18 protein-coding genes and 1 tRNA gene are annotated in these 21,479 nt (G+C 50.6%); 4 read left to right on the top strand and 15 right to left on the bottom strand.

Features of this window, described 5'->3' with window-relative positions; translation table 11 throughout:
* Positions 1 to 71: 71 nt before the first annotated feature.
* The gene (gene feoB / locus DWX59_RS26000) at positions 72 to 2,216 is read left to right on the top strand and encodes a ferrous iron transport protein B (protein ID WP_117563062.1); all 2,145 of its coding nucleotides are present in this window, start codon (positions 72 to 74) and stop codon (positions 2,214 to 2,216) included.
* A gap of 111 nt (positions 2,217 to 2,327) precedes the next feature.
* Here feoB and groL read toward each other — a convergent pair whose 3' ends face one another.
* A complete protein-coding gene (groL, locus tag DWX59_RS26005; RefSeq protein ID WP_117563063.1) occupies positions 2,328 to 3,950 on the bottom strand; it encodes a chaperonin GroEL in 1,623 nt (540 codons plus the stop codon).
* A gap of 53 nt (positions 3,951 to 4,003) precedes the next feature.
* Positions 4,004 to 4,288, bottom strand: a complete 285-nt coding sequence (locus DWX59_RS26010; RefSeq protein ID WP_008721713.1) for a co-chaperone GroES — start codon at positions 4,286 to 4,288, stop codon at positions 4,004 to 4,006.
* A 279-nt stretch (positions 4,289 to 4,567) separates the two neighbouring features.
* Here DWX59_RS26010 and DWX59_RS26015 point away from each other — a divergent pair, with 279 nt between their 5' ends.
* Entirely contained in the window at positions 4,568 to 5,224 is a 657-nt protein-coding gene (locus tag DWX59_RS26015) for a hypothetical protein (RefSeq protein ID WP_117563064.1), read from the top strand.
* A 145-nt stretch (positions 5,225 to 5,369) separates the two neighbouring features.
* Here the strand turns inward: DWX59_RS26015 and DWX59_RS26020 are convergent, their stop codons facing one another.
* From DWX59_RS26020 to DWX59_RS26035, 3 genes are all read right to left on the bottom strand, one after another.
* Positions 5,370 to 6,263 carry an MORN repeat-containing protein gene (locus DWX59_RS26020; RefSeq protein ID WP_235845196.1) on the bottom strand — a complete coding sequence of 298 codons (894 nt, stop codon included), beginning with the start codon at positions 6,261 to 6,263 and terminating at the stop codon, positions 5,370 to 5,372.
* Positions 6,264 to 6,290: 27 nt separating this feature from the next.
* A complete protein-coding gene (gene pdxR / locus DWX59_RS26025) occupies positions 6,291 to 7,691 on the bottom strand; it encodes a MocR-like pyridoxine biosynthesis transcription factor PdxR (RefSeq protein ID WP_117563082.1) in 1,401 nt (466 codons plus the stop codon).
* A gap of 300 nt (positions 7,692 to 7,991) precedes the next feature.
* Positions 7,992 to 9,686 (bottom strand): glutamine--tRNA ligase/YqeY domain fusion protein, encoded by a 1,695-nt coding sequence (locus tag DWX59_RS26035; protein WP_117563067.1) that lies wholly within the window; start codon positions 9,684 to 9,686, stop codon positions 7,992 to 7,994.
* Positions 9,687 to 9,856: 170 nt separating this feature from the next.
* Between DWX59_RS26035 and DWX59_RS26040 the strand changes: the two genes are divergently transcribed.
* Both DWX59_RS26040 and DWX59_RS26045 read left to right on the top strand, forming a co-directional pair.
* The gene (locus tag DWX59_RS26040; protein ID WP_117563068.1) at positions 9,857 to 10,564 is read left to right on the top strand and encodes an AzlC family ABC transporter permease; all 708 of its coding nucleotides are present in this window, start codon (positions 9,857 to 9,859) and stop codon (positions 10,562 to 10,564) included.
* Positions 10,565 to 10,584: 20 nt separating this feature from the next.
* Positions 10,585 to 10,914, top strand: coding sequence for a branched-chain amino acid transporter permease (locus DWX59_RS26045; RefSeq protein ID WP_117563083.1), 330 nt, complete (start codon positions 10,585 to 10,587; stop codon positions 10,912 to 10,914).
* A 7-nt stretch (positions 10,915 to 10,921) separates the two neighbouring features.
* On the opposite strand, the gene DWX59_RS26050 is transcribed toward DWX59_RS26045, so the two are convergent.
* The 10 genes from DWX59_RS26050 to DWX59_RS26095 all read right to left on the bottom strand — a co-directional run bounded on the left by DWX59_RS26050 (position 10,922) and on the right by DWX59_RS26095 (position 21,410).
* Positions 10,922 to 11,488, bottom strand: a complete 567-nt coding sequence (locus DWX59_RS26050) for a cadmium resistance transporter (RefSeq protein WP_117563069.1) — start codon at positions 11,486 to 11,488, stop codon at positions 10,922 to 10,924.
* A 237-nt stretch (positions 11,489 to 11,725) separates the two neighbouring features.
* Positions 11,726 to 14,296, bottom strand: a complete 2,571-nt coding sequence (locus tag DWX59_RS26055; RefSeq protein ID WP_117563070.1) for a histidine kinase N-terminal 7TM domain-containing diguanylate cyclase/phosphohydrolase — start codon at positions 14,294 to 14,296, stop codon at positions 11,726 to 11,728.
* A 4-nt stretch (positions 14,297 to 14,300) separates the two neighbouring features.
* On the bottom strand, positions 14,301 to 15,935 hold the full coding sequence (locus DWX59_RS26060; protein ID WP_117563071.1) for a GH3 domain-containing protein: 1,635 nt from the start codon (positions 15,933 to 15,935) through the stop codon (positions 14,301 to 14,303).
* A gap of 4 nt (positions 15,936 to 15,939) precedes the next feature.
* Positions 15,940 to 16,491, bottom strand: a complete 552-nt coding sequence (locus DWX59_RS26065) for a hypothetical protein (RefSeq protein ID WP_117563072.1) — start codon at positions 16,489 to 16,491, stop codon at positions 15,940 to 15,942.
* A 539-nt stretch (positions 16,492 to 17,030) separates the two neighbouring features.
* Positions 17,031 to 17,103 (bottom strand) — tRNA-Thr (locus DWX59_RS26070).
* A 153-nt stretch (positions 17,104 to 17,256) separates the two neighbouring features.
* Positions 17,257 to 17,436, bottom strand: coding sequence for a LexA family transcriptional regulator (locus DWX59_RS26075; RefSeq protein ID WP_117563073.1), 180 nt, complete (start codon positions 17,434 to 17,436; stop codon positions 17,257 to 17,259).
* 589 nt (positions 17,437 to 18,025) lie between these two features.
* The gene (locus tag DWX59_RS26080) at positions 18,026 to 18,973 is read right to left on the bottom strand and encodes an L-lactate dehydrogenase (protein WP_117563074.1); all 948 of its coding nucleotides are present in this window, start codon (positions 18,971 to 18,973) and stop codon (positions 18,026 to 18,028) included.
* Positions 18,974 to 19,227: 254 nt separating this feature from the next.
* Entirely contained in the window at positions 19,228 to 20,289 is a 1,062-nt protein-coding gene (locus DWX59_RS26085; protein ID WP_117563075.1) for a type IV pilus twitching motility protein PilT, read from the bottom strand.
* A 92-nt stretch (positions 20,290 to 20,381) separates the two neighbouring features.
* The gene (locus DWX59_RS26090; RefSeq protein WP_117563076.1) at positions 20,382 to 20,861 is read right to left on the bottom strand and encodes a hypothetical protein; all 480 of its coding nucleotides are present in this window, start codon (positions 20,859 to 20,861) and stop codon (positions 20,382 to 20,384) included.
* Positions 20,862 to 20,894: 33 nt separating this feature from the next.
* Positions 20,895 to 21,410, bottom strand: a complete 516-nt coding sequence (locus tag DWX59_RS26095; RefSeq protein WP_117563077.1) for a type II secretion system protein — start codon at positions 21,408 to 21,410, stop codon at positions 20,895 to 20,897.
* Between the last annotated feature and the right edge of the window lie 69 nt (positions 21,411 to 21,479).

Consider the following 21,479-nt stretch of genomic DNA (forward strand, 5'->3'; position numbering starts at 1 on the left):
ATCCAAAAATAATGATCCAAGAATGATGGTTCTTAAATATAAATCTAAAAATATTTAAAAGGAGTATTAAAATGGGGCTGACAAAACAATCAGTAGGAATGGGAGCTGTCGATTCCGGATTGGAGATAAAAAAACAGACACCCGAAGATAAGGTCATTGCCATAGCAGGTAACCCCAATGTAGGAAAAAGCACCCTCTTTAATAACCTGACCGGCATGAACCAGCATACCGGCAACTGGCCCGGAAAAACCGTGACCAATGCCCAGGGCTTTTGTAAAACCAGGAATCACGGATACGTGCTGGTGGATATACCAGGCACCTATTCCCTCATGGCCCACTCTGCCGAGGAGGAGGTTGCCCGCAATTTTATCTGTTTTGGGGGCAGCGACAGTGTGGTGGTGGTCTGTGACGCCACCTGCCTGGAACGCAATATGAACCTGGTACTGCAGACCATGGAGATATCAGACCATGTGCTGGTATGCGTCAACCTTCTGGATGAAGCTGCGCGCAAAAACATTTCCATTGACCTGGAAATGCTCTCTGAAAAGCTGGGGGTACCGGTTGTGGGCACCATTGCCAGGAAAAAGAAAAGCCTGGAGCAGTTCCTTAAGCAGCTGGACGCATTGGTGGATGATAAGAAGGACCTTCATCCCTACCAGGTTCAGTATTCCCCCATCATTGAGCAGGCCATTGCCATGGCAGAACCCTTGGTAAAAGCCAGGGTGGAGGGAAAAATCAATTCCAGGTGGCTGACACTTAAGCTTCTTGACAGCGACCCTTCCCTTATGAAGGAACTGAAGGCCTATCTGGGAGAAGATATACTTGACATACCGGAACTGACACAGGCCCTGGATGAAGCCAGGGAACACCTGTCCAAATACGGTGTCACCAGGGAAATCATGGGGGACCGGGTGGTGGCTGCGCTGGTGGCTTCTGCAGAAAAAATATGCCGGGATACCGTACATTTTAATCAAAGTGAATACAATGAAGGGGACCGGCGCCTGGATAAGATACTGACCAGCCGTTTCACAGGTTATCCTGTGATGATTGGAATGCTGGCCGTGGTGTTCTGGCTGACCATCACCGGGGCCAACTATCCTTCCCAGATGCTGGCGGACGCCTTCTTCAGGCTCCAGGACCAGCTGACCAGGGGATTCATGGCCATGGGCGCGCCGGATTGGCTCCACGGCATCCTTATCCTGGGTGTCTACCGCGTATTGGCATGGGTTGTATCTGTGATGCTGCCGCCCATGGCCATCTTCTTCCCCCTGTTCACCCTGCTGGAGGATTCCGGATACCTTCCCAGGATTGCCTACAACCTGGATAAACCATTTAAAAGCTGCCATGCCTGCGGCAAACAGGCCCTTACCATGTGCATGGGCTTTGGATGCAATGCAGCCGGCATCGTGGGCTGCCGCATCATCGACTCCCCAAGGGAGCGGCTGATTGCCATGATTACCAATAACTTCGTGCCCTGCAACGGAAGGTTCCCCACCCTGATTGCCATCATCACCATGTTTTTTGTGGGTGTTTCCGGAGGCGCCTTTGATTCCTTTTTGTCCGCACTGCTTTTAACGGTCTTCATTGTGCTGGGTGTGTTCATGACCTTTGCTGCGTCCAAGTTCCTGTCCATGACCGTATTAAAGGGCATACCCTCTTCCTTTACCCTGGAGCTGCCGCCTTACCGCCGTCCCCAGATTGGGAAGGTCATTGTCCGCTCCATCTTTGACCGTACCCTGTTCGTGCTGGGAAGGGCCATTGTGGTGGCTGCCCCGGCCGGACTTCTTATCTGGGTCATGGCAAACGTACAGGTGGGCGGTCTTACGCTGCTGGCCCACTGTTCCGGCTTCCTGGACCCATTTGCCAGGCTGCTGGGCATGGACGGGGTCATACTCATGGCCTTTATACTGGGGCTTCCTGCCAATGAAATCGTCATACCCATCATCATCATGGCTTACATGGCCCAGGGCAGTATCCTGGAGTTTGACAGCCTGGCCCAGTTAAAGGAACTTCTTGTGAACAATGGATGGACCTGGATTACCGCTGTCAGCACCATGCTGTTTTCCCTGATGCACTGGCCCTGTACCACCACCCTTCTCACCATACGCAAGGAATCCGGCAGTTTTAAATGGACCCTTGTATCCTTCCTGGTGCCTACTGTGTGCGGTATCGTCATCTGTTTTGCATTTACCTGCGTGGCAGGGATGTTTGTGTAGCTGTCCCGTCAAAGGACCCCGGACTTTTAATACCCCGGACATGAAAACAGCCTGGAACAGTTGGGTTCATCCCAACCTTCCAGGCTGTGTGTGGTTATATCATGCTGCGGATTAGTACATTCCGCCCATGTCAGGTGCTGGCGGCATTGCCGGAGCCGGCTCCTTGATATTTGCAACAACGGACTCGGTTGTCAGCAGGGTGGAAGCAACGCTGGTTGCGTTCTGCAGTGCGCTTCTTGTTACCTTAACAGGATCCAGGATCCCTGCTTCAATCATGTCAACAAACTCTTCCTTGTATGCGTCAAATCCGCTTCCTACCTTGGACTCCTTAACCTTGTTCACGATTACGGAACCTTCCAGTCCTGCGTTTGCAACAATGTGGAACAGTGGGGATTCCAGTGCCTTTAAGATAATCTTGGCGCCAGTCTTCTCATCGCCTTCCAGGCTGTCAACAATCTTCTGCACATCAGCTGCAGCGTGTACGTATGCGGAACCGCCGCCTGCGATGATGCCTTCCTCAACAGCTGCCCTTGTAGCGTTCAGGGCGTCTTCCATACGAAGCTTAGCTTCCTTCATCTCTGTCTCGGTAGCAGCGCCTACACGGATGACAGCCACGCCGCCGGCCAGCTTAGCCAGACGCTCCTGTAATTTCTCCCTGTCAAAATCAGAGGTGGTTTCCTCAATCTGCTTGCGGATCTGGGCAACCCTTGCAGCGATGGTATCCTTATCGCCCATACCGTCTACAATGATGGTATTTTCCTTCTGGACCTTAACGGATTTTGCACGGCCTAACTGATCCATGGTTGCATCCTTTAAGTCCAGACCAACTTCCTCAGAGATAACGGTGCCGCCTGTTAGGATAGCGATATCCTGCAGCATTTCCTTCCTTCTGTCGCCATAGCCGGGAGCCTTGACGGCAACTACGTTAAAGGTTCCTCTTAACTTGTTGACAATCAGGGTTGTCAGTGCTTCGCCTTCCACATCCTCAGCGATGATGAGCAGTCTTGCACCCATCTTAACAACCTGCTCTAACAGAGGCAGTAACTCCTGGATGTTGGAAATCTTCTTGTCGGTAATCAGCACATACGGATCGTCCAGGTTTGCTTCCATCTTATCCATATCAGTGCACATATATGCGGACAGGTAACCTCTGTCGAACTGCATGCCTTCAACCAGGTCAAGCTCTGTCATCATTGTCTTGGATTCCTCAATGGTGATGACGCCGTCCTTGGAAACCTTCTCCATGGCGTCTGCTACCATTGTGCCAACCTCATCATCGGATGCGGAGATAGCTGCAACTCTTGCAATCTGAGCCTTGCCGTTGATTGGTTTGCTCATAGCCTTGATGGCGTCAACTGCTGCGTCCGTGGCTTTCTTCATACCCTTTCTTAAAACGATTGGGTTAGCGCCGGCTGCCAGGTTCTTCATACCTTCATTTACCATTGCCTGTGCCAGGACGGTTGCGGTTGTGGTGCCGTCACCAGCCACGTCGTTGGTCTTGGAAGCAACCTCCTTAATTAACTGTGCGCCCATATTCTCGTATGAATCCTGCAGTTCAATCTCTTTTGCAATGGTAACACCGTCGTTGGTGATTAACGGAGCGCCGAAGGACTTATCCAGGACAACGTTGCGTCCTTTGGGTCCTAATGTCACACGTACTGTATCTGCTAACTGGTTCACACCTGCTTCCAGGGCCTTGCGGGCTTCTACTCCATACTTAATCTGCTTTGCCATGATGATCAACCTCCAAATTATGTTCTATTCATTATTTTGTAAAATGGTTTCAATTATTCAACTACAGCCAGGATATCGCTCTGCTTAACAATCACATACTTCTCATCTTCTACTTCCACTTCGGTGCCTGAGTACTTGGAGTAGATAACCTTGTCGCCGGCCTTAACCTGCATGGTGATCTCCTTGCCGTCCACAACGCCGCCAGGACCAACTGCAATAACCTCTGCCTGCTGTGGTTTTTCCTTTGCCGCACCTGGAAGGACAATACCGGACTTTGTGGTTTCTTCTGCCACTAACTGCTTTAATACTACCTTGTCAAACAATGGTACCAACTTCATAATTGAATTCCTCCTTACAAACTGTTCTGCTTTTTCTTTCTTGTGTTATCTTTCTAAGCATCTTTATTTTGCTCACATGATAAGTTATATCACCAGTTGTTAGCACTGTCAAGACTTGAGTGCTAATTTCTTTTAATTTTATTTTTTTTTTACAAATTCATGTTTCTTTTTTTTTCCATTCGTATTACAATAGTAACAATAAGGAATACTATGAATTGTATCGTACTTTTATGCGTTTTATGCGTAATCACTACTAAAAGGTAAGAAGGGGGTTTTTGCATGGCTAAGAAAGGTTGGGGTAAGTTCGTAGCATTCGCGGCTGTCACAGGCGCTGTTGCTGCCGGCGTTTCTTATGTACTCCAGTATAAGACATACCACAAAGAACTGGAAAAGGATTTCCGCGAATTTGAGGACAGCGGCGACGAGGACAGACCGGACGGAGAGGAAGACCGCACCATTGATTCCCGCAAGCTGGACCGCAATTATATTTCCCTTACTTCCAGTAAGGATGAACTGAAGGTGGCTGCCAAGGATATGGCCCATGCCACTAAGAATGTATTGAAGGATGCCGGAAGCCTGCTTTCAGACACAGCCCATGAGGTTGCCTCCGCGGCCGTGGATACCGCCCACATCGCCCTCCACACCATGAAGACCAAGAAGGATGATTTCATGGATGAGCGTGCCCAGAAAAAGGAGGATGATTCCGACCTGTTTGAGGACGAGGGCTTCCTGGATGATGATTATGTGGACGAGGACGACCTGTATGACTACGGCCGCATGGACGGAGACAGCAGTCCTTCCTATGTCTCCCATCATTATCCGGCAGACTACAGTGACGACCTGATGGATGAGGAGGAGGTGTCCGGGCAGGAAGGCAGTTCCCTGCATACGCCCCAGGAACCTACCGCTACCATTGAGGAAGACACACTGGATTAAGCTGTTAACCGTACGTTTTTCGGACCATATGTTCAGAAGGAATGAACCTCCGGGGATGCATAAGCATCTGCCCGGAGGTTTTTTATGGTAATCCCTGCCATGGTCCGCTGGTAAGGTCCGCTGGTATGACCCGCATGGGGCCATGCTACTCCTCCCATATAAGCAGGTTCACCCACATGGGCATGGCGGCCTGGTCCTCCTCAACCACGTATGCATGGTTATCATTGTCCTCAGACAGCAGCTGGTATTCCCCAGTGGATTCCACATAATCCCACCTGTCATCCATGATTGCAATGCCATGCTCCACCCTCAGTTTCCAGGTGGAAACCTGGTCCTCCTCATTCATACTGGTATAGACCACATCACCTTCCATAAGGTCCTGGGAGAATGTTCCTGTCTTGCAGATATCCCTTGCCTCCCCTTCCGGGCTTCTCTCAAAATAGCAGTAACCCGTATGGCCTTTGCCCTCCATCCTGCCGTCTTTCCAGATTCCCTGGGAATAATCATACCGGGGCGCGTCCAGATCCACTACCTGCAGGGCCGTGCACTGTCCTTCCGGCTTCCCGGCTTTAAATGTACCGTAGTACACGGTGCCCGCCTTGGTAAACACCATCCCCCTGCCATCTATGTCAGCCTGGAAGGAACTGCCGTCAAAAAGGTAACGCACGCCGTCCATGGCAGTATAGAACATATCTGCCAGCATATCCGCCTCACATTCCATCACGGAGGCAGCCTCCTTAAGGTTTCCCTTTTCAAGCGCAGCCATGATGTCTGACACGGTTTCCATCTGCTTTTCATCCAGGACCACGGCCGCGGATTCACGGGAAGCCCTGCCGGCTGCATTTTGCTCTGCCCCGCTTTCCTCTGCGCTGTCCGCTGCCATGTCCGCCGGGTCCGCTGCTTCCCGGACCATGGCCGCCCTGTTTTTCCCCGGGGCATTTTCCTGTTCCTTAAGTCCCCAGATACCGCTGATTCCCAGCACGATGGCAAATGCCGCTGCCGCCGTTCTGTCCATGACACTGTATTTCCTGTCCTTCACTCTATCCTCATTCCTTTCATCACAGGTTCAGGACCAGGCCTGATCCAACAGCCTGGCGCCCTTTTCAATCTCAGCTTCGCTCAGTTTCGCATATCCCAGCATGACCGTGGACGGATAAATGTTCTGCTCGGAATGGATGAAGCAGTCCGACATGCCATAGACCTTTACGCGGGCTGCAGCGGCCTGTTCTGTCAGCTGTTGCTCACTGCCTCCCCAGCGGCAGGTCAAAAGTACATGAAGTCCTGCGTATTCCCCGCGTATGACAAACCGGTCCTCCAGCTTACGAAGGCCGTTTAACAGCACATCATGCTTTGCCTTGTATACGGCCCTCATACGGTTTAAATGGCGTTCATAATGGCCCTGGGTGATGAACTGATAAAGGATATTCTGGTCAATCCTGGACACCGTGGACGCATAAAAACCAGCCTTTTCCCTGTACACCTTCACGAGATGCTCCGGAAGCACCATGAATCCCACACGGATAGCAGGCGCAATGGATTTTGAAAATGTCCCCATATAAATCACCCGGCCTCCCCGGTCCATGCCCTGCAGGGCCGGAATGGGCTTGCCCTTGTACCGGAATTCGCTGTCATAATCATCCTCAATCAGGTACCTGCCCTGACCGCTGTAAGCCCAGGCCAGCAGTTCCTGGCGCCGTTTCACCGGCATGACGATTCCAGTGGGATACTGATGGGACGGCATCACATAGGCAATCATTGCCCCGCTGGCCTGCAGACGCTCCACATCCATGCCATAACGGTCCATGCCCACAGGAACCACATGATATCCCTCCCCCTTCAGCACACGGTAGGCCTGTTTGTAGGTAGGGTTCTCCATGGCTATCCCCATATCGGTCCCAAGTATCTGGGCCAGCAGCATCAGCAGGTACTCGCTTCCGGCGCCGATAAGGATCTGGTCCGGGCTGCAGTCCACCCCCCTGGCCGAGTGGAGATATTCCCCCACCGCAGTCCGCAGGGACAGCTCTCCCTGGGGATTTCCGGTCGAGAACATTTCCTTATTGTCATCCACCAGGGTGTTGCGGCTCAGCTTGCGCCATGTATTAAAGGGGAAACTCTCCAAATCAATGCCCCTTGGTGAGAAATCCACCTCAAACCTATGTTCATCCTGATTCTTTTCCAGCACAAAGGAACCGGCTGTCTTGTGACGGACCTCCACCAGCTCATCTATCTTTGAGACATAATATCCCCTGTAGGGCAGGGCCTCTATATAACCTTCCGATACCAGCTGGTCATACGCCATCTGTGTGGTGCTCCTGCTTACCTTCAGGTTCTGTGCCAGGATCCTGGTGGATGGCAGCCTGCTTCCCGCCCCCAGCCTTTTGCCGCGTATCTCGTCCTTGATATACTGATAAATCTGTTCGTAAAGCGGACTGCCGGACTGGCTGTCAAATGGTACGATCAGCTCCATGATACCGCCTTTCTGCCGCAAACTGGCATTGTTATTATGCAATAATTCAGTCCGGTTCATCATACCAGAATCAAATGCCGCTGTCAATGTGGGATGCATTTCCTGTGCATTTCACTGTACATTTCACTGTACTGCATGAAAAGCAGATTCCGTAAAAAGCAGATCCCGGATTTCCAATACAGAATGGCTGCCATACCCAATATAAAATGGCCGCCATACCCAATAAAAGGCACGGCAGCCATGATATCACGGTCATGATCCAGCCAATCCGTCCATATAGGGGATTGGCACGCCCTGACCTTACTTTGGCAGCTTAAAGGAACTTTTAAGTGATACAATCCGGTTGAACACAGGATGCTCGGGCGTGCTGTCCTTACAGTCCACGCAGAAGAAACCGTTGCGCACAAACTGATAGCTGTCCAAAGCCCTGCCCTCTGCCAGGGCGGGTTCCACATAACATTCATGTAAAACAGTCAGGGAGTTGGGATTCAGGTTCAGGCTTCCGTCCTCATTCAGTTTGCCCTTTTCCTCATCCACGATATTCTCATAAAGGCGGCATTCCACCTGTCTTGCCGTAGGTATGTTGACCCAGTGGATAGTGCCTTTTACCTTACGTCCCTCAAAGCCGGAACCGCTCTTTGTCTCCGGGTCATAAGTCCCGTGGACAACGGTCACATTGCCATCCGCATCCTTCTCACAGCCAGTACATCTAACAAAGTAAGCGCCCATGAGACGCACTTCATTGCCAGGGAACATGCGGAAATACTTCTTGGGCGGCTCCTCCATGAAGTCATCCCTCTCAATATAGAGTTCACGGCCAAAGGGCACCTTCCTGTCCCCCAGCTCCGGATTCTCCAGATTGTTGGGAACGTCCAGCATCTCTGTCTGTCCCTCCGGATAGTTGTCAATCACCAGCTTGACCGGATTGAGCACAGCCATCATACGCGGTTTCTTGAGCTTTAAATCCTCACGGATACAGTACTCTAACATGGCATAATCCACGGAGCTGTTGGCCTTGGAAACGCCTACCAGTTCCACGAACATCTTGATGGCCTCAGGGGTATATCCCCTTCTGCGCAGGGCCGCAATGGACACCAGGCGCGGGTCTTCCCAGCCATCCACGATTTTGTCCTCCACCAGTTTCTTAATATAGCGCTTGCCCGTGACCACATTGGTCAGGTAGAGCTTGGCAAATTCAATCTGGCGGGGCGGATTCTCAAACCCGCACTCCTTTACCACCCAGTCATAAAGGGGCCTGTGGTCCTCAAACTCCAGGGTGCAGATGGAGTGGGTGATATGCTCAATGGCATCCTCAATCGGATGGGCGAAATCATACATGGGATAAATGCACCACCTGTCCCCGGTGTTGTGATGGGACATGCGGGCCACACGGTAGATGACAGGATCCCTCATGTTGATGTTGGGGGAAGCCATGTCAATCTTGGCGCGCAGGACCTTTTCCCCATCCTGGTACCTGCCGTCCTTCATCTCCTCAAACAGCTTCAGGTTCTCTTCAACGCTCCTGTTCCTGTATGGGCTTTCCTTGCCGGGAGTGGTAAAGTCGCCCCTGTATTCCCTGATCTGCTCCGCGGTCAGGTCACAGACAAATGCCTTCCCTTTCTTAATCAGGAGTACGGCGCACTCATACATCTGTTCGAAATAATCGGAGGCAAAAAACAGCCTGTCCTCAAAATCAGCGCCCAGCCACTTCACATCCGCCATAATGGATTCCACGAATTCCGTCTTCTCTTTTGTGGGGTTTGTATCGTCAAAACGCAGGTTGAACTTTCCACCGTACTTCTGTGCCAGACCGTAGTTGAGTAATATGGACTTGGCGTGCCCGATGTGTAAATAACCGTTTGGTTCCGGCGGGAAACGGGTCTGGACATGGCTGTACACGCCTTCTGCCAGGTCCTTGTCAATCTCCTGCTCAATAAAATTCTTGGAGATTACCTCCTTTTCCTCTGTTTCCATTACGGTGTCTTTCTCTGCCATAATTGTTCCTCCGTTATTGTTACTTTTAAAATCAAGTATAATAAATAATAACATATTTATCTGGTGTATGAAAGGGGAAAATACATTTTATAGTGGAAATCTTCCCTTGTGTCTGCTATACTATATTAATGTGCTAAAATGTGTACATTTATAAGGAGATTTTACATATCATGAAAAAAACAGCAAAGTTTGCCTTAGTCAAGACTATCCCTATCTTCCTGGGGTATATTTTTTTGGGGATTGCCTTCGGCCTCCTGCTTCAGAAATCCGGGCTTGGCGTCCTATGGGCCTTTCTCATCAGCGCCCTTGTCTACGCGGGCTCCATGCAGTTTGCCCTGGTAGGCATCCTCACCGGCGGCCTGAGTTACATCACCACCGCTGTCATGACCCTGTTCATCAACAGCCGCCATGCATTTTACGGCCTGACCTTCATTGAACGATTTAAGGAAATGAAAAAGGCGTACCCATATATGGTCTTCTCCCTGACGGACGAGACATACTCCCTACTCTGCTCCATGGCCCGCCCGGCGGATTTTACGGACAGGGAATGGAAGCAGGCCACCTTCTTTGTCTCCCTGTTTGACCAGTGTTACTGGGTCCTTGGCTCCGTACTGGGCGCGCTTATGGGGGAACTGATTAAGTTTGACACCACGGGCATTGATTTTGCCATGACCGCCCTGTTCGTGGTCATCTGTGTGGACCAGTGGAAGGCGGCAAGGACCCATATCCCGGCCATGACCGGATTCATCTGCGGCGCCCTGTTCCTGATGCTCATCCGCACATCCAATTTCATCCTGCCTGCCCTGGCAGCCACCGTAGCCATCCTGCTGTTCCTTCGCAGGACCGTGGAACAAAAGATGGAGGATAATAACCCATGATCCATACTCTGACCCATACATTGACAGATCCAGCCTATGTGCTGTCCACAATCCTGGTCTGCGCCCTGTGCACCCAGATTACCCGCTGGCTCCCCTTCCTTTTGTTCGGAGGGAAAAAAGAAGTCCCCCGTCTGGTCCGCTATCTGGGAACCATACTTCCTGCTGCCATCATGGCTGTGCTGGTGGTATACTGCCTGAAGGGAATCACTCCCCTGGCATATCCTTACGGACTGCCCGAACTTATCTCCGTGGCCGCGGTGGTGGTGCTCCATCTCTGGAAGGGAAATACACTGGCAAGCATTGCCCTGGGCACGGTTTGTTATATGGTGCTGGTGCAGATGGTATTCTGATCGTATTTTAGGGTCCACCCATAAGAATCCCGATTCCCAGGCAGACCAGAACGGCCGGGATCAGGATATGCCCGCTTTTCCGTATACATTCTTTGACCGGAGTGCAGCCAGCCAGCTTAACTCCTGCCAGGCACCAGACAGCTGTCATACATCCAAACACAACGGCCGCCTCCAGCTGTTCCCATATGGAGTATTGGCTGAAAACAGGTATATATACGCCCAGGTTATCCGCGCCATTGGCCGCGGTAAGCATCATGACGCCCATAACGCCGGATCCTTCCATTCCGCACCCGCCCCATCCCTGTATCTTCCGATACCCTGTCCAGGCCTTTATCCCCAGGAATATGGGCAATATCCCCAGAAACCTGATATACCCCTGAGGCAGGATACGCGCCCCGTAAGCCCCCGCAATACTAATCAGGGTCAGAAGCCCCATCCCCAGATACTGCCCGGCTGTAATACAAAGCCTTTCTTTCCTGCTTCCCGCCGCTGCAAATAGTATCATAAGGATGAGTATATCATCCATATTGGTGCCTGCAAATGCAAGGCCGGATGTAATTAGGATTTCAGCCATTTTATTTACCTCCTGAAGTCATTTTAAAGGAATGCGTTTCCAACACCGTGCAAAGAAAAAAGCCCATGCACACAAAGGATGTGTGTATAGGCTTACTTTTTCAGTTCAAACCACAGATATCCTGTGGCTGACTTCAATACCCATATGGTATGAACTGCCCCCGCCCTATACGGCTGGTATTTCTTCTGTCTGCATGATACCACAGACATCCTGGAATTTCAAGCATTTCCCCTTTCATCATGGACCAGCCTTCCCAATGTCCTCATTCCCGTTGTCCTCATTCACACCGCCCTCATCCAGTACCGGCATCACTGCGCCGGATGCAACCAGCTCCACGAATAAGGGCACCATCTCCGGGTCAAACTGGGTTCCGGCGCCTTTTTCCAGTTCATTGATGGCAAACTCCACGGACATGCTGGACTTATAGCTGCGCTTTGAAACCATGGCGTCAAAGGAATCTGCAATGCAGAGTATCCTGGCTGCCAGAGGGATGTCCTTCCCCCCAATACGGCGGGGATAGCCCTTTCCGTCATAACGCTCATGATGGCCGATGACGGCCGGGATGACATAGTCCATGGAGGGAAGGTGGCGGATGATTTCCACAGACGCTTCCACGTGGCGCTTCATGATTTCATATTCCTCTGCCGTAAGCTTTCCTGTCTTGTTCAGTATGTTCTCAGGAATCCCAATCTTGCCGATGTCATGGAGCAGCGCCGATTCCTTAAGTATTTCCCTGTATTCCTCGCTGGTGTGGAGGGCCCTTCCAATGGCCTCTGCGTAATATGCCACATTCTTGGAATGCTGGAATGTATAATGGTCCTTGGCGTCAATGGCAGCTGTCAGGGCATAGATGGTGGGAGCGTATTCTGAATACATGCTCTTGTGCTTTTTAGCCAGTCCCTCATCTGTTTCCCGTATGCCTATGATTCCGTCTGAATATACACGGATCCCGTTCTTGCCGGAGCGCTTTACATGGTACACGGCACAGTCCGCATTGGATACCAGTTCCTGGATGGACGCCGCCGCGTAAGGAATGGCGCAGATACCGCAGCTGACAGTCAGGGGCTTCAGATATGTCTCGGAACTGTCACGGTTCATGTTCTGTATCTGCCGTGAGATGTTCTCTGCCAGGTTCTGGGCGGAATAGATATCATATTCCGGCAAGATGACGGCAAACTCCTTGCCGCTGTACCTTGCGCAATAGCCATTATCCCCCACCGTGCCCTGGATGATGCGGGCAATATGTATCAGGGCCTGGTCCCCTTCCTGGTTGCCGTAGAGCTGGTTATACAGCTTAAAATCATCCACATTGAAAATGGCCAGGGCAAGGGAGGTACGGCTGCATTTTTCATATGCATCCTCCAGCATCCCATAAAAATACTTACGGTTTAACAGACCGGTCAGCTCATCTGTCCTTGCCTCCTCATAAGCCTTTTCATATAGCCTTGAGTTCTTCACCGCAATAGAACTTACCGACTCTATGGAATTGAGGAAGATGATATCTTCCTCCGAATACCCGGAACGCAGCTTCCCTTTGTGTTCCCTGCCGCCCAGCATCACAAGCCCGGCCAGGTCATCCCCATCCTTTAAAGGCAGGAGGCATTCTATCTTAAGCGTTTCCAGCTGCCGTTTTTCCTCTTCCCACATGGATTTGTAATCCACGGTCCGCCTGAAGTCGCGAAGGGTCAGGCAGGAATCGTGGGCCTTCAGCCAGTGGATCAACGGCGCGTCCCCATCCATCATGAAATTTTTATCATCCAGGGGGCTGCTGCTGAAAACCGCAGGGTAATTGCCCTGGTCATCCTTGATGCAGATATATATCTTTTTTGTATGCACCGTATCTGTAATAACGCTTACCAGCCCCTGAAGGATCTCGTTCAGACGCAGGGACTGGGACACCAGCAGTGTGTATTCGCTCAGACGCTCGGTCTGGCTTACTTCCTCACGTATGAACAGCTTGTCAAAAAAGCATTTTGCCAGCTTATAGATGACCAGGGTCACAATCATGGTCAGGGTAGCCACAATCATGACGCTGAAGGATGACAGCATGGGAACGCTGGTCCGTATCAGATACTCCAGTGTCTGGGCTATATTATAAAATGCCAGCGCGCTGATGCCCATGGCAATGATATAGCAGTTTCCCCTGGAGACCAGAAGCGTCATCTTAAACACATGCTTGGAATACAGTGTATAGAACATGACCCCGGCATTGACCGCGCCTGCCAGGATATCGATGGGGAACCCCTTAAAAACCGGCACCGCCATGTTGCCTGCAAACAGAAGCAGGATTCCGGACAGCAGTGGAACCACTTTTGAACAGACCGCCCGGTTCTTCCTGCTGCCAAAGATAATCACCGCGGAGTGGATGATGACAAGAAAACACAGTCCATACATGGCCGTCACACGCCAGGTCATATGGTAAACAAAAAATGCCTTGTCCCCGATTCCCGTAATGGCCGGCGCCCCCAGCAGGTTGCTGGTGGTCATGTTATACAGATTGACCAGCACAATCAGTACCAGCCATATCCGGTGGGACCCTTTGGCCGAATGTCCGCAAAAGTCCCTGATAAAGCAAAAAAACGCATATGGTACCAGGCAGATTCCTGCCAGCGAGACATGAAACCAAACCTGGTAGGATGGCCACGCCATAAGCCTCATGAGAAGCGAGCCGCCCGTCCATAAAATCATAGCACCCAATACAGCAATAAAATCCCTGACCAGCCTCGACTTTTTAGCCGACATGAAGGCCAGCATGAGGAACATATAGAAATATAGTGCTGTAATGGAAATAAAAACATAGCTTCTCATACAATCAGTATCTCCTCTGCCTGTCAAACAGCTCCTGCATCTTTACCAGATCCTGCACATCGTGTATGGATGGGTTAATATGCCGCAGCCTTTTTCCTGTCTTGTCCTTATATCCCTTAAATGTTCCGCACCTTAATATGGTAACCTCCAGTGGGTCCATGCCCAGGATACGTTTTAAATCATGGTAATCCTGGTCCACATACTTAAAATAAATGGTAAGATGCTCCTTCAGCAGTTCCCTGCTGACCGCCCGGTTCACCACTGAACCCGGGGACATTTCCACGTACATATGCAGAAAAGGACGTCCCTTATCAGCCGTAAACTCCTTAAGCGCCACCCAGCCCTCCACCTCCAGGCCGGATAGGCCGATGACGTTCTGGATAGAATTTTCTGATATCCTGGTAAATCCGGCAATATCAATGATATCCGGCACCCGGTCTATATACTCAAACCGTGGGATCCTTGTCTCGTCGTCCTTGCTGGCAAGCCCCAGGCACCGGTACATATCCCCCACCCGGTACCTGGCAAAGGCGCCGCCCCTCAGCACGGTAGGCACAAGTTCATAGACTTCTCCCGGAACCACCTCATCCATGCAGACCGTCCTTGGCACATAAGACGGGTCATCCATATTGCGGTACATTTCCTCTTCCGGAATGAATTCATAAAAGCATGCGTCCGGGAAAAAGTACAGACCGTTGCGGTTCCATGTCTCCGTGCCCACGAAGCTTGGCTCCGTGCCCGCAAACACCTCCACCGGCCTTACGCCCCACAGTTCCTCCAGGTCATCCTTGTAACACCGGTTATCCGTGCCGGCGCACAAAAAGCCCTTGAGTTTAAAAAGATCCTTTGGCATCAGGGTACGATCCTCTTTCCGGCACTGTCTTTTGGCCCTGATATACTTAAGGGCCATGGACGGGGACATGGAAAACAGCTTCTTAAGGCTGGATCCTCCCTTCCTGCCGCTCCCGGAAAGACTTGCAACACTCATACTCACATAGTATGCAACACTTCCCATTCCAAAAAAGAAATCAATCCCTTTACCCAGCCCCATCTTAAAGCCGCGTTTATTGCGCTCGGAAAAGGTCATGTCCACTGCCTCTTTTACAGGCGGAAGGAACTCCATATGGAACTGGTCGGACAGACCCAGGGGAATCAGGCCTGTGATATAAGGCAATGGCGCCAGGCCATAGAGGAACGTATCGCCGATGTCAATATCAAAACTCCCCCTCCCTTTGCTGGTGGCCATCATCAGACAGGTTATGATATTATTCTTAAACGTTTCAAGCATGCCCCTGGTATAGGGCGCCACTTTAATAGGATGTTTCCCGCCCTCCCATGTTGTCTGGATCCATATAATGGGCTTGTCCGGCAGCATATCTTCCTTTTTCAGGAGAAGCACGTCCGCATAGTCATCATAGGTGGTAAGGGGCACCATGGAACGGAACTCCTCAACGGTTCCCGGGTTCCTGCCCCTTAAAATCTTTTTTCCAATGGGACTGCTGCACCAGAGACGCATCTGCTCCGCCAGCAGTCTTTTCTGTATCTTCATATAGGAATCCATATCCAGGTCCAGGAACCCGCAGTATTCCTGCCATATCCTGTCATATTCCTGATTCACAAGCTTTTCCTCAAATGTCATAAACTCACCGCCCCTTTTTCATTTTCGGTAACAAAAATGGCACAGACCTCCGATAATCCTCATAATCAGAAAATTCCTTCACAAAAATATACCGGTCCTGATACCAGGCATACAACAGATTAAGAAATGACAAAACAAGGCAGAGCACCATGCGTTCCCCTGCCCCTGCCGACATTCCAAGACAGAAAAAACAGCCGAAAAACCACCAGATACCCGGATGGCGGCACCAGCCGTATATTCCGGTCCTGCACGCCTTATGCCGGTCAGCCTCCCTGCAATAGGTGCTGTCAAAGGGAAGGGCAAAATATAGGGTATAGATAAGGCCTGCCAGGCACACGGCGGCCAGACACAGCCATAATACCAGGGCCAGGCCTGTCCCTGCTTCCCCAAAAAGGAGGGATAATGCCTCAAGGATCAGCCGGACAGCCACCAGGGCCAGGCACACATTTCCCATTGCAAACAATGGATTCATCCACCTTTTTTTTACAAACACCCGGTTCCAGTCATATATAAAAAACATTACAAACGCCCCCAGGCCAAGTATCCAGTCTGACATCATTGCTCCCCCTGCCCAAACAAAAAACGGAAGCCAGTATTCATTAAGATATCTGACTTCCCAACGCAACCATCCACCTGTTTTCCCATAATCCCCTCCATATATGATACAGCCATGTAACCGGCACTGTTTCCTATAAACCGACACACAAATAGATTATATTTTACGTACAATATCCATCTTATCATAAATAGGCCAAAAACGGAAGAGATTACCACGGATATTATTTTTCTATTTCCGATTATTTTTGACTTATTTTGTAATTATGAGAAATTTTCTAGTAATTACGGACAATTTAAATGCCCCTCCCTGACATTCTTCCCTGGTAGTCCTACTTGATATTCCTGCCTGATACTCCTGCCTGATATTCCTGCCTGATACTCCTGCCCGGACAGCCGGCCAGACATTGGGACGGCACGGATTGCACTGCAGCACCCGAGGTATAAGAAATAAAATAAAGTACAGGAAAATAAATCAGATGGCGGCAAGATCCATGTCCGGACAACAAAAAATCCCTTGAATCATCAAGGGATTTACCGAGCTGCTGACGGGAATCGGACCCGTGACCTCCGCACTACCAATGCGACGCTCTACCGACTGAGCCACAGCAGCTTTTATTTCGTTCCGCTCACGCGAACCTTGTATATATTATCATGAGGGGAGAAATTTGTCAACAATAAATTTCAAAAAGTTTTTATTAAACTTAATTAACTTAAAGCGGACTCAAACCATGCTGCTGCATTACTGCCATATAAGAAGGGATAATCAGGTCAGCGGCCTGTGGATCTGTATGGCGCCTTCTGCCTTCAGGGCTTCCACAATGGAGGAAACCTTATCCTGGGGCATATATAATTCATTTGATACCTGATATGTTGTGGGTGTGTACCCATGTCTCTTTGTAAATTCTTTTATATAAAAAAGAACTTTATCCTTATTGTCATTCATAGCATACTACCTCTTAATTACGTGATATATGGGATAGTATGCCCCAGAAACAGGATTAATATACATATCTTTTTTATACTTATCCACATTTTTGATCCTACCAGATATAGATAAACACAATATCAACACCAAATATCTTGTACTTCCGGTGGATAATGTGGATAAATATGTGGATATCCTGTTAATTGGATGTGGATTGCAGGAACCAAAATCCCTGCGGGATCTAAGCCAATCCTTCCGGTCCCTTTCACAAGGTCCGCCAGATTCCCACTCCGGAATACCGACAGAATTTATGCGGCTGATAACAATAAAACCGTAAAGTATTTCACATTTAATTTATAGTCTGCTCAAACTTTGGTCACAAACGTCCTGTATACTGTAGTCATAAACGAGGAAACACTCCTTTTGATATAGATTTTCCATACCAAGCCGGTACGTTGTCCCCCATCGTACCGGCTCCTCTCATTTATGACCTGATCAGGTCCCATGTCTTATTGACTCCCAAGCCTTGTCAACTCCCATGTCTTATTACACCCACGCTTCAGTCAGCCCGGGACCCGGACATTCCTCCGCTTCACCACCCTTATCCTCAAAAGATTCCGTCAAAGCTCTCCCTCAGCGTATCACAGGACCTGCCCAGCTTATCCAGCTCATCCTCTGTCAGGGACAACGGAAGCACGCGCTGGATCCCGTTCTGGTTGATGATGCAGGGCACGCCCACATATACGTCCCGCTGTCCATATTCCCCCCTGAGCATGGCTGACACGGTAAGCACGCTGTGTTCATCCCCAAGGATTGCTTTTGTAATCCTGGTCAGGGCCATCCCAATTCCATAATAGGTGGCGTTCTTGGCTTCAATTATCTTATAGGCAGCGGTGCGCACCTCTTCTTCTATCTCCTCAAACCTTCCCCTGCATGCCTCATCCCCGGACTCATTGCAGAGTTCCAGTATGGGTTTGGTGGCCAGCAGGGCCTGGCTCCACGGCACAAACTCACTGTCCCCGTGCTCGCCCATGACATAGGCGTGGACATTCCTTGGGTCCGCTTTCAGGTAATCCCCCAGAAGGTAACGCAGTCTGGCTGTGTCCAGGGCGGTTCCGCTGCCCAGCACGCGCCTTGGATTAAAACCGGAAAGGGTGCATGTTATCCTTGTCATGATGTCCACCGGATTGGTCGCAACCAGGAAAATTCCGTTAAAGCCAGATGATGTCACAGGGTCTATGATGGAACGGAACACCTCCGCATTCCGCTTAAGCAGATTCAGCCTGGTCTCTCCCGGCTTCTGGGCCACACCTGCGCAAATCACCACAATATCCGCATCCGAACAGTCCCCGTACTCACCGGCATATATGGTCATGCTGGCATTGGCGAAAGCAAGGCCGTGGTTTAAATCCATTGCCTCCCCCTCCGCCCTCTTCTTATTCACATCTATCAGCACCATTTCATCGCACACAGACTGGTTGAGCAGGCTGTATGCATAACTCATGCCTACCATTCCTGTTCCCACAATTACTACTTTCCGTTTATCAACTTTCATTTAAGACTCCTTTCCCCGGATATCTGCTTCCTCTGCCATGTACATGACAGAATGTATGTTCCAGACATGCTCTGGATATAGTATATCTGGAAAGGCTTATCCTTATTCCACGAATCAGCCGGCCCGGCACATCAGTCAGACACGTGAGCCTGGTACATCAGCCCGGCGCATCAGCCTGATACGTCAGTCTGGTACATCAGCCTGATACGTCAATCTGGTACATCAGCCCGGAACCTGCCCGTGAATCCCTGCTGTTACCTGGACAGCTTCTTTTCCATCAGCTCACTGTTGCTGCTGTAAGCCACTGCATTCTCACGGGATATGACGCCGTCCCGGTAAAGCCGGATCAGGCTGTTGTCCATGGATACCATGCCTTCCTCCTGGGAAGTGGCGATGATGCCGTCAATCTGATGGATTTTGGACTCACGTATCATGTTGCGGATTGCATTGTTCAGGAACATGATTTCAAACGCAGGCTGCACGCCTCCGTCCAATGTGGGTATCAGCTGCTGTGAAATGACCGCGTCCAGCACCATGGCCAGCTGGGTCCGTATCTGCTGCTGCTGGTTTGGGGGGAACGCGTCAATGACACGGTCAATGGTATTGGCCGCGCCCACCGTGTGCAGGGTGGACAGGATCAGGTGACCGGTTTCAGCCGCTGTCATGGCAATGCTGATGGTCTCATAATCCCTCATCTCACCTAAAAGGATCACGTCCGGTGCCTGCCTTAAGGATGCCCTGAGGCCGCTTACATAACTGTCCGTATCCGTTACGATCTCCCTTTGGGTAACAACACTCATCTTATGCCTGTGAAGATACTCAATGGGATCTTCCAGGGTAATGACATGGGCATTCCTTGTCCGGTTGATTTCATCTATGATACACGCAAGGGTGGTACTTTTCCCGCTGCCCGCAGGTCCTGTCACAAGCACCATTCCCTTGGTCAGCCTGGACACATCGATAATGCTCTTTGGCAGATGAAGCTGTCCGGCATCCGGAAGTTCAAACCGTACCACCCTGATGATGCCGGCCAGGGACCCCCTCTGGCGGAATACGCTGGCACGGAACCTGGATACGCCTGGAATGGCAAAGGAAAAATCATCATCCCCATGGCTCTGCACCTTTTCCATGCTCCGGTTCTTGGCCAGTTCATAAATCTGTTTAATCATCTCATTCATCTCGTCAGGCATGATCCTGTCATCTCCCTGATAGATGATCCGGCCCCCAATCTTATAGGAAAAAGGCATGCCGGGAATCAGGAAAATGTCCGCCGCATCCTTTTCCACTGCCGATGTAAGTAATTCCATAACATTCATAAATCTATGCTCCTTTATTCCATTCTGCATGCATGTGCTCCAAAAAACCGCATATCCCACAGAGTCCGGTCCCTTCATTGAAAGCCATGGGATTACCCCTCTGCAGGGACCTGCCCGCCCCAGACCGGCATCGATGTATCGATTTCATACTCCTCGCTGTTATATACGTACCAGGATTTTACCTCATACCTCTTTTCCCCGCACATCAGCACCAGTTCGATACGAAGGGATTGGCCCCTGTCCATGGGTATATCCGTGGATATAAGGCCGGTTTCCCTGTCATAGAGGTCTCCCAGCCTGTCTTTTATCTCCAGGCTGCACTGGGTGGAATCCTGTCCTTTGCCCATCTCTTCCTTGAGGACCTCATCCACGCCTTTCAGCCATTGCTGCCCTTTATTGTCAGCCTCATAATACCCCTTTACCGCGTCCGCATTGCGCCTTGCAAGCTTTAAATCCCCCTGGGCGCTGCTCAGGGAAAGCAGGCCAAAGGTGGCCATACACAACACAATGAATATCAGTATCAGCGATGAGGCCCCTATACTCACTTTATTCCTGGAACTTTTTCCATCCATCTGCCATCTCTCTCCTGTACATGATAATCATACTTACCGCGCCTCATAACTCTCTGTCTGCAGACGGTAGAGAAGCTCCCCCTTGTCATCCCCCCTGCCGTAACGCAGGACCAGTACATCGGTCCTTCTCATGCCGTCCACCGTGCCCTGGTATATAATTCCCAGGTACGGCGTGTTGAGGTTGGGTTCTGTTACCTTCCAGCTGCTGTCCCAGTAAATGGCGTGCATTCCCTCATAACCGCTGCTTTCCACCAGTTCCCTGTTCCATTCAGCGTATTCTTCATTTTCACCGTCCGCTTCCGCCAGGTGCTGCCATATATTGCGGTCCGGCAGCTGCTGGCTCCACTGGGGATCCACACCGGCCTTCAGCTCCTCGGTCAGGCTCTGGGCCATAAGCACTGCCTGGTTGATGTCCCTGGCTTCCCTGCTGATATTGTCCGACTTGACAAATACCATGATACAGATACTGGCGCAGATAATGAAAAAACCTACCACTACCAGCATTTCCATCAAAAATGGCCCTGAACCGGACCCGCTTTTCCTATTCATCCGCCTCAAGTCCTCCGCTTCTTAAGGATGGTTCTATACTGAATGTTGGGGTGTACTGAAAAGCACACT

The sequence above is a fragment of the Enterocloster aldenensis genome, assembly GCF_003434055.1.
Taxonomy (GTDB): domain Bacteria; phylum Bacillota; class Clostridia; order Lachnospirales; family Lachnospiraceae; genus Enterocloster; species Enterocloster aldenensis.

Coding starts and splice junctions, on each gene's coding strand:
- feoB (WP_117563062.1), top strand. CDS start 72: ATGGGGCTGACAAAACAATCAGTAGGAATGGGAGCTGTCGATTCCGGA.
- DWX59_RS26050 (WP_117563069.1), bottom strand. CDS start 11,488: ATGGCTGAAATCCTAATTACATCCGGCCTTGCATTTGCAGGCACCAAT.
- DWX59_RS26010 (WP_008721713.1), bottom strand. CDS start 4,288: ATGAAGTTGGTACCATTGTTTGACAAGGTAGTATTAAAGCAGTTAGTG.
- DWX59_RS26085 (WP_117563075.1), bottom strand. CDS start 20,289: ATGAATGTTATGGAATTACTTACATCGGCAGTGGAAAAGGATGCGGCG.
- DWX59_RS26080 (WP_117563074.1), bottom strand. CDS start 18,973: ATGAAAGTTGATAAACGGAAAGTAGTAATTGTGGGAACAGGAATGGTA.
- DWX59_RS26065 (WP_117563072.1), bottom strand. CDS start 16,491: ATGTCAGACTGGATACTTGGCCTGGGGGCGTTTGTAATGTTTTTTATA.
- groL (WP_117563063.1), bottom strand. CDS start 3,950: ATGGCAAAGCAGATTAAGTATGGAGTAGAAGCCCGCAAGGCCCTGGAA.
- DWX59_RS26095 (WP_117563077.1), bottom strand. CDS start 21,410: ATGAATAGGAAAAGCGGGTCCGGTTCAGGGCCATTTTTGATGGAAATG.
- pdxR (WP_117563082.1), bottom strand. CDS start 7,691: ATGGAGCTGATCGTACCATTTGACAGCCAGTCCGGCAGTCCGCTTTAC.
- DWX59_RS26075 (WP_117563073.1), bottom strand. CDS start 17,436: ATGAATGACAATAAGGATAAAGTTCTTTTTTATATAAAAGAATTTACA.
- DWX59_RS26040 (WP_117563068.1), top strand. CDS start 9,857: ATGAAAAAAACAGCAAAGTTTGCCTTAGTCAAGACTATCCCTATCTTC.
- DWX59_RS26060 (WP_117563071.1), bottom strand. CDS start 15,935: ATGACATTTGAGGAAAAGCTTGTGAATCAGGAATATGACAGGATATGG.
- DWX59_RS26035 (WP_117563067.1), bottom strand. CDS start 9,686: ATGGCAGAGAAAGACACCGTAATGGAAACAGAGGAAAAGGAGGTAATC.
- DWX59_RS26090 (WP_117563076.1), bottom strand. CDS start 20,861: ATGGATGGAAAAAGTTCCAGGAATAAAGTGAGTATAGGGGCCTCATCG.
- DWX59_RS26015 (WP_117563064.1), top strand. CDS start 4,568: ATGGCTAAGAAAGGTTGGGGTAAGTTCGTAGCATTCGCGGCTGTCACA.
- DWX59_RS26055 (WP_117563070.1), bottom strand. CDS start 14,296: ATGAGAAGCTATGTTTTTATTTCCATTACAGCACTATATTTCTATATG.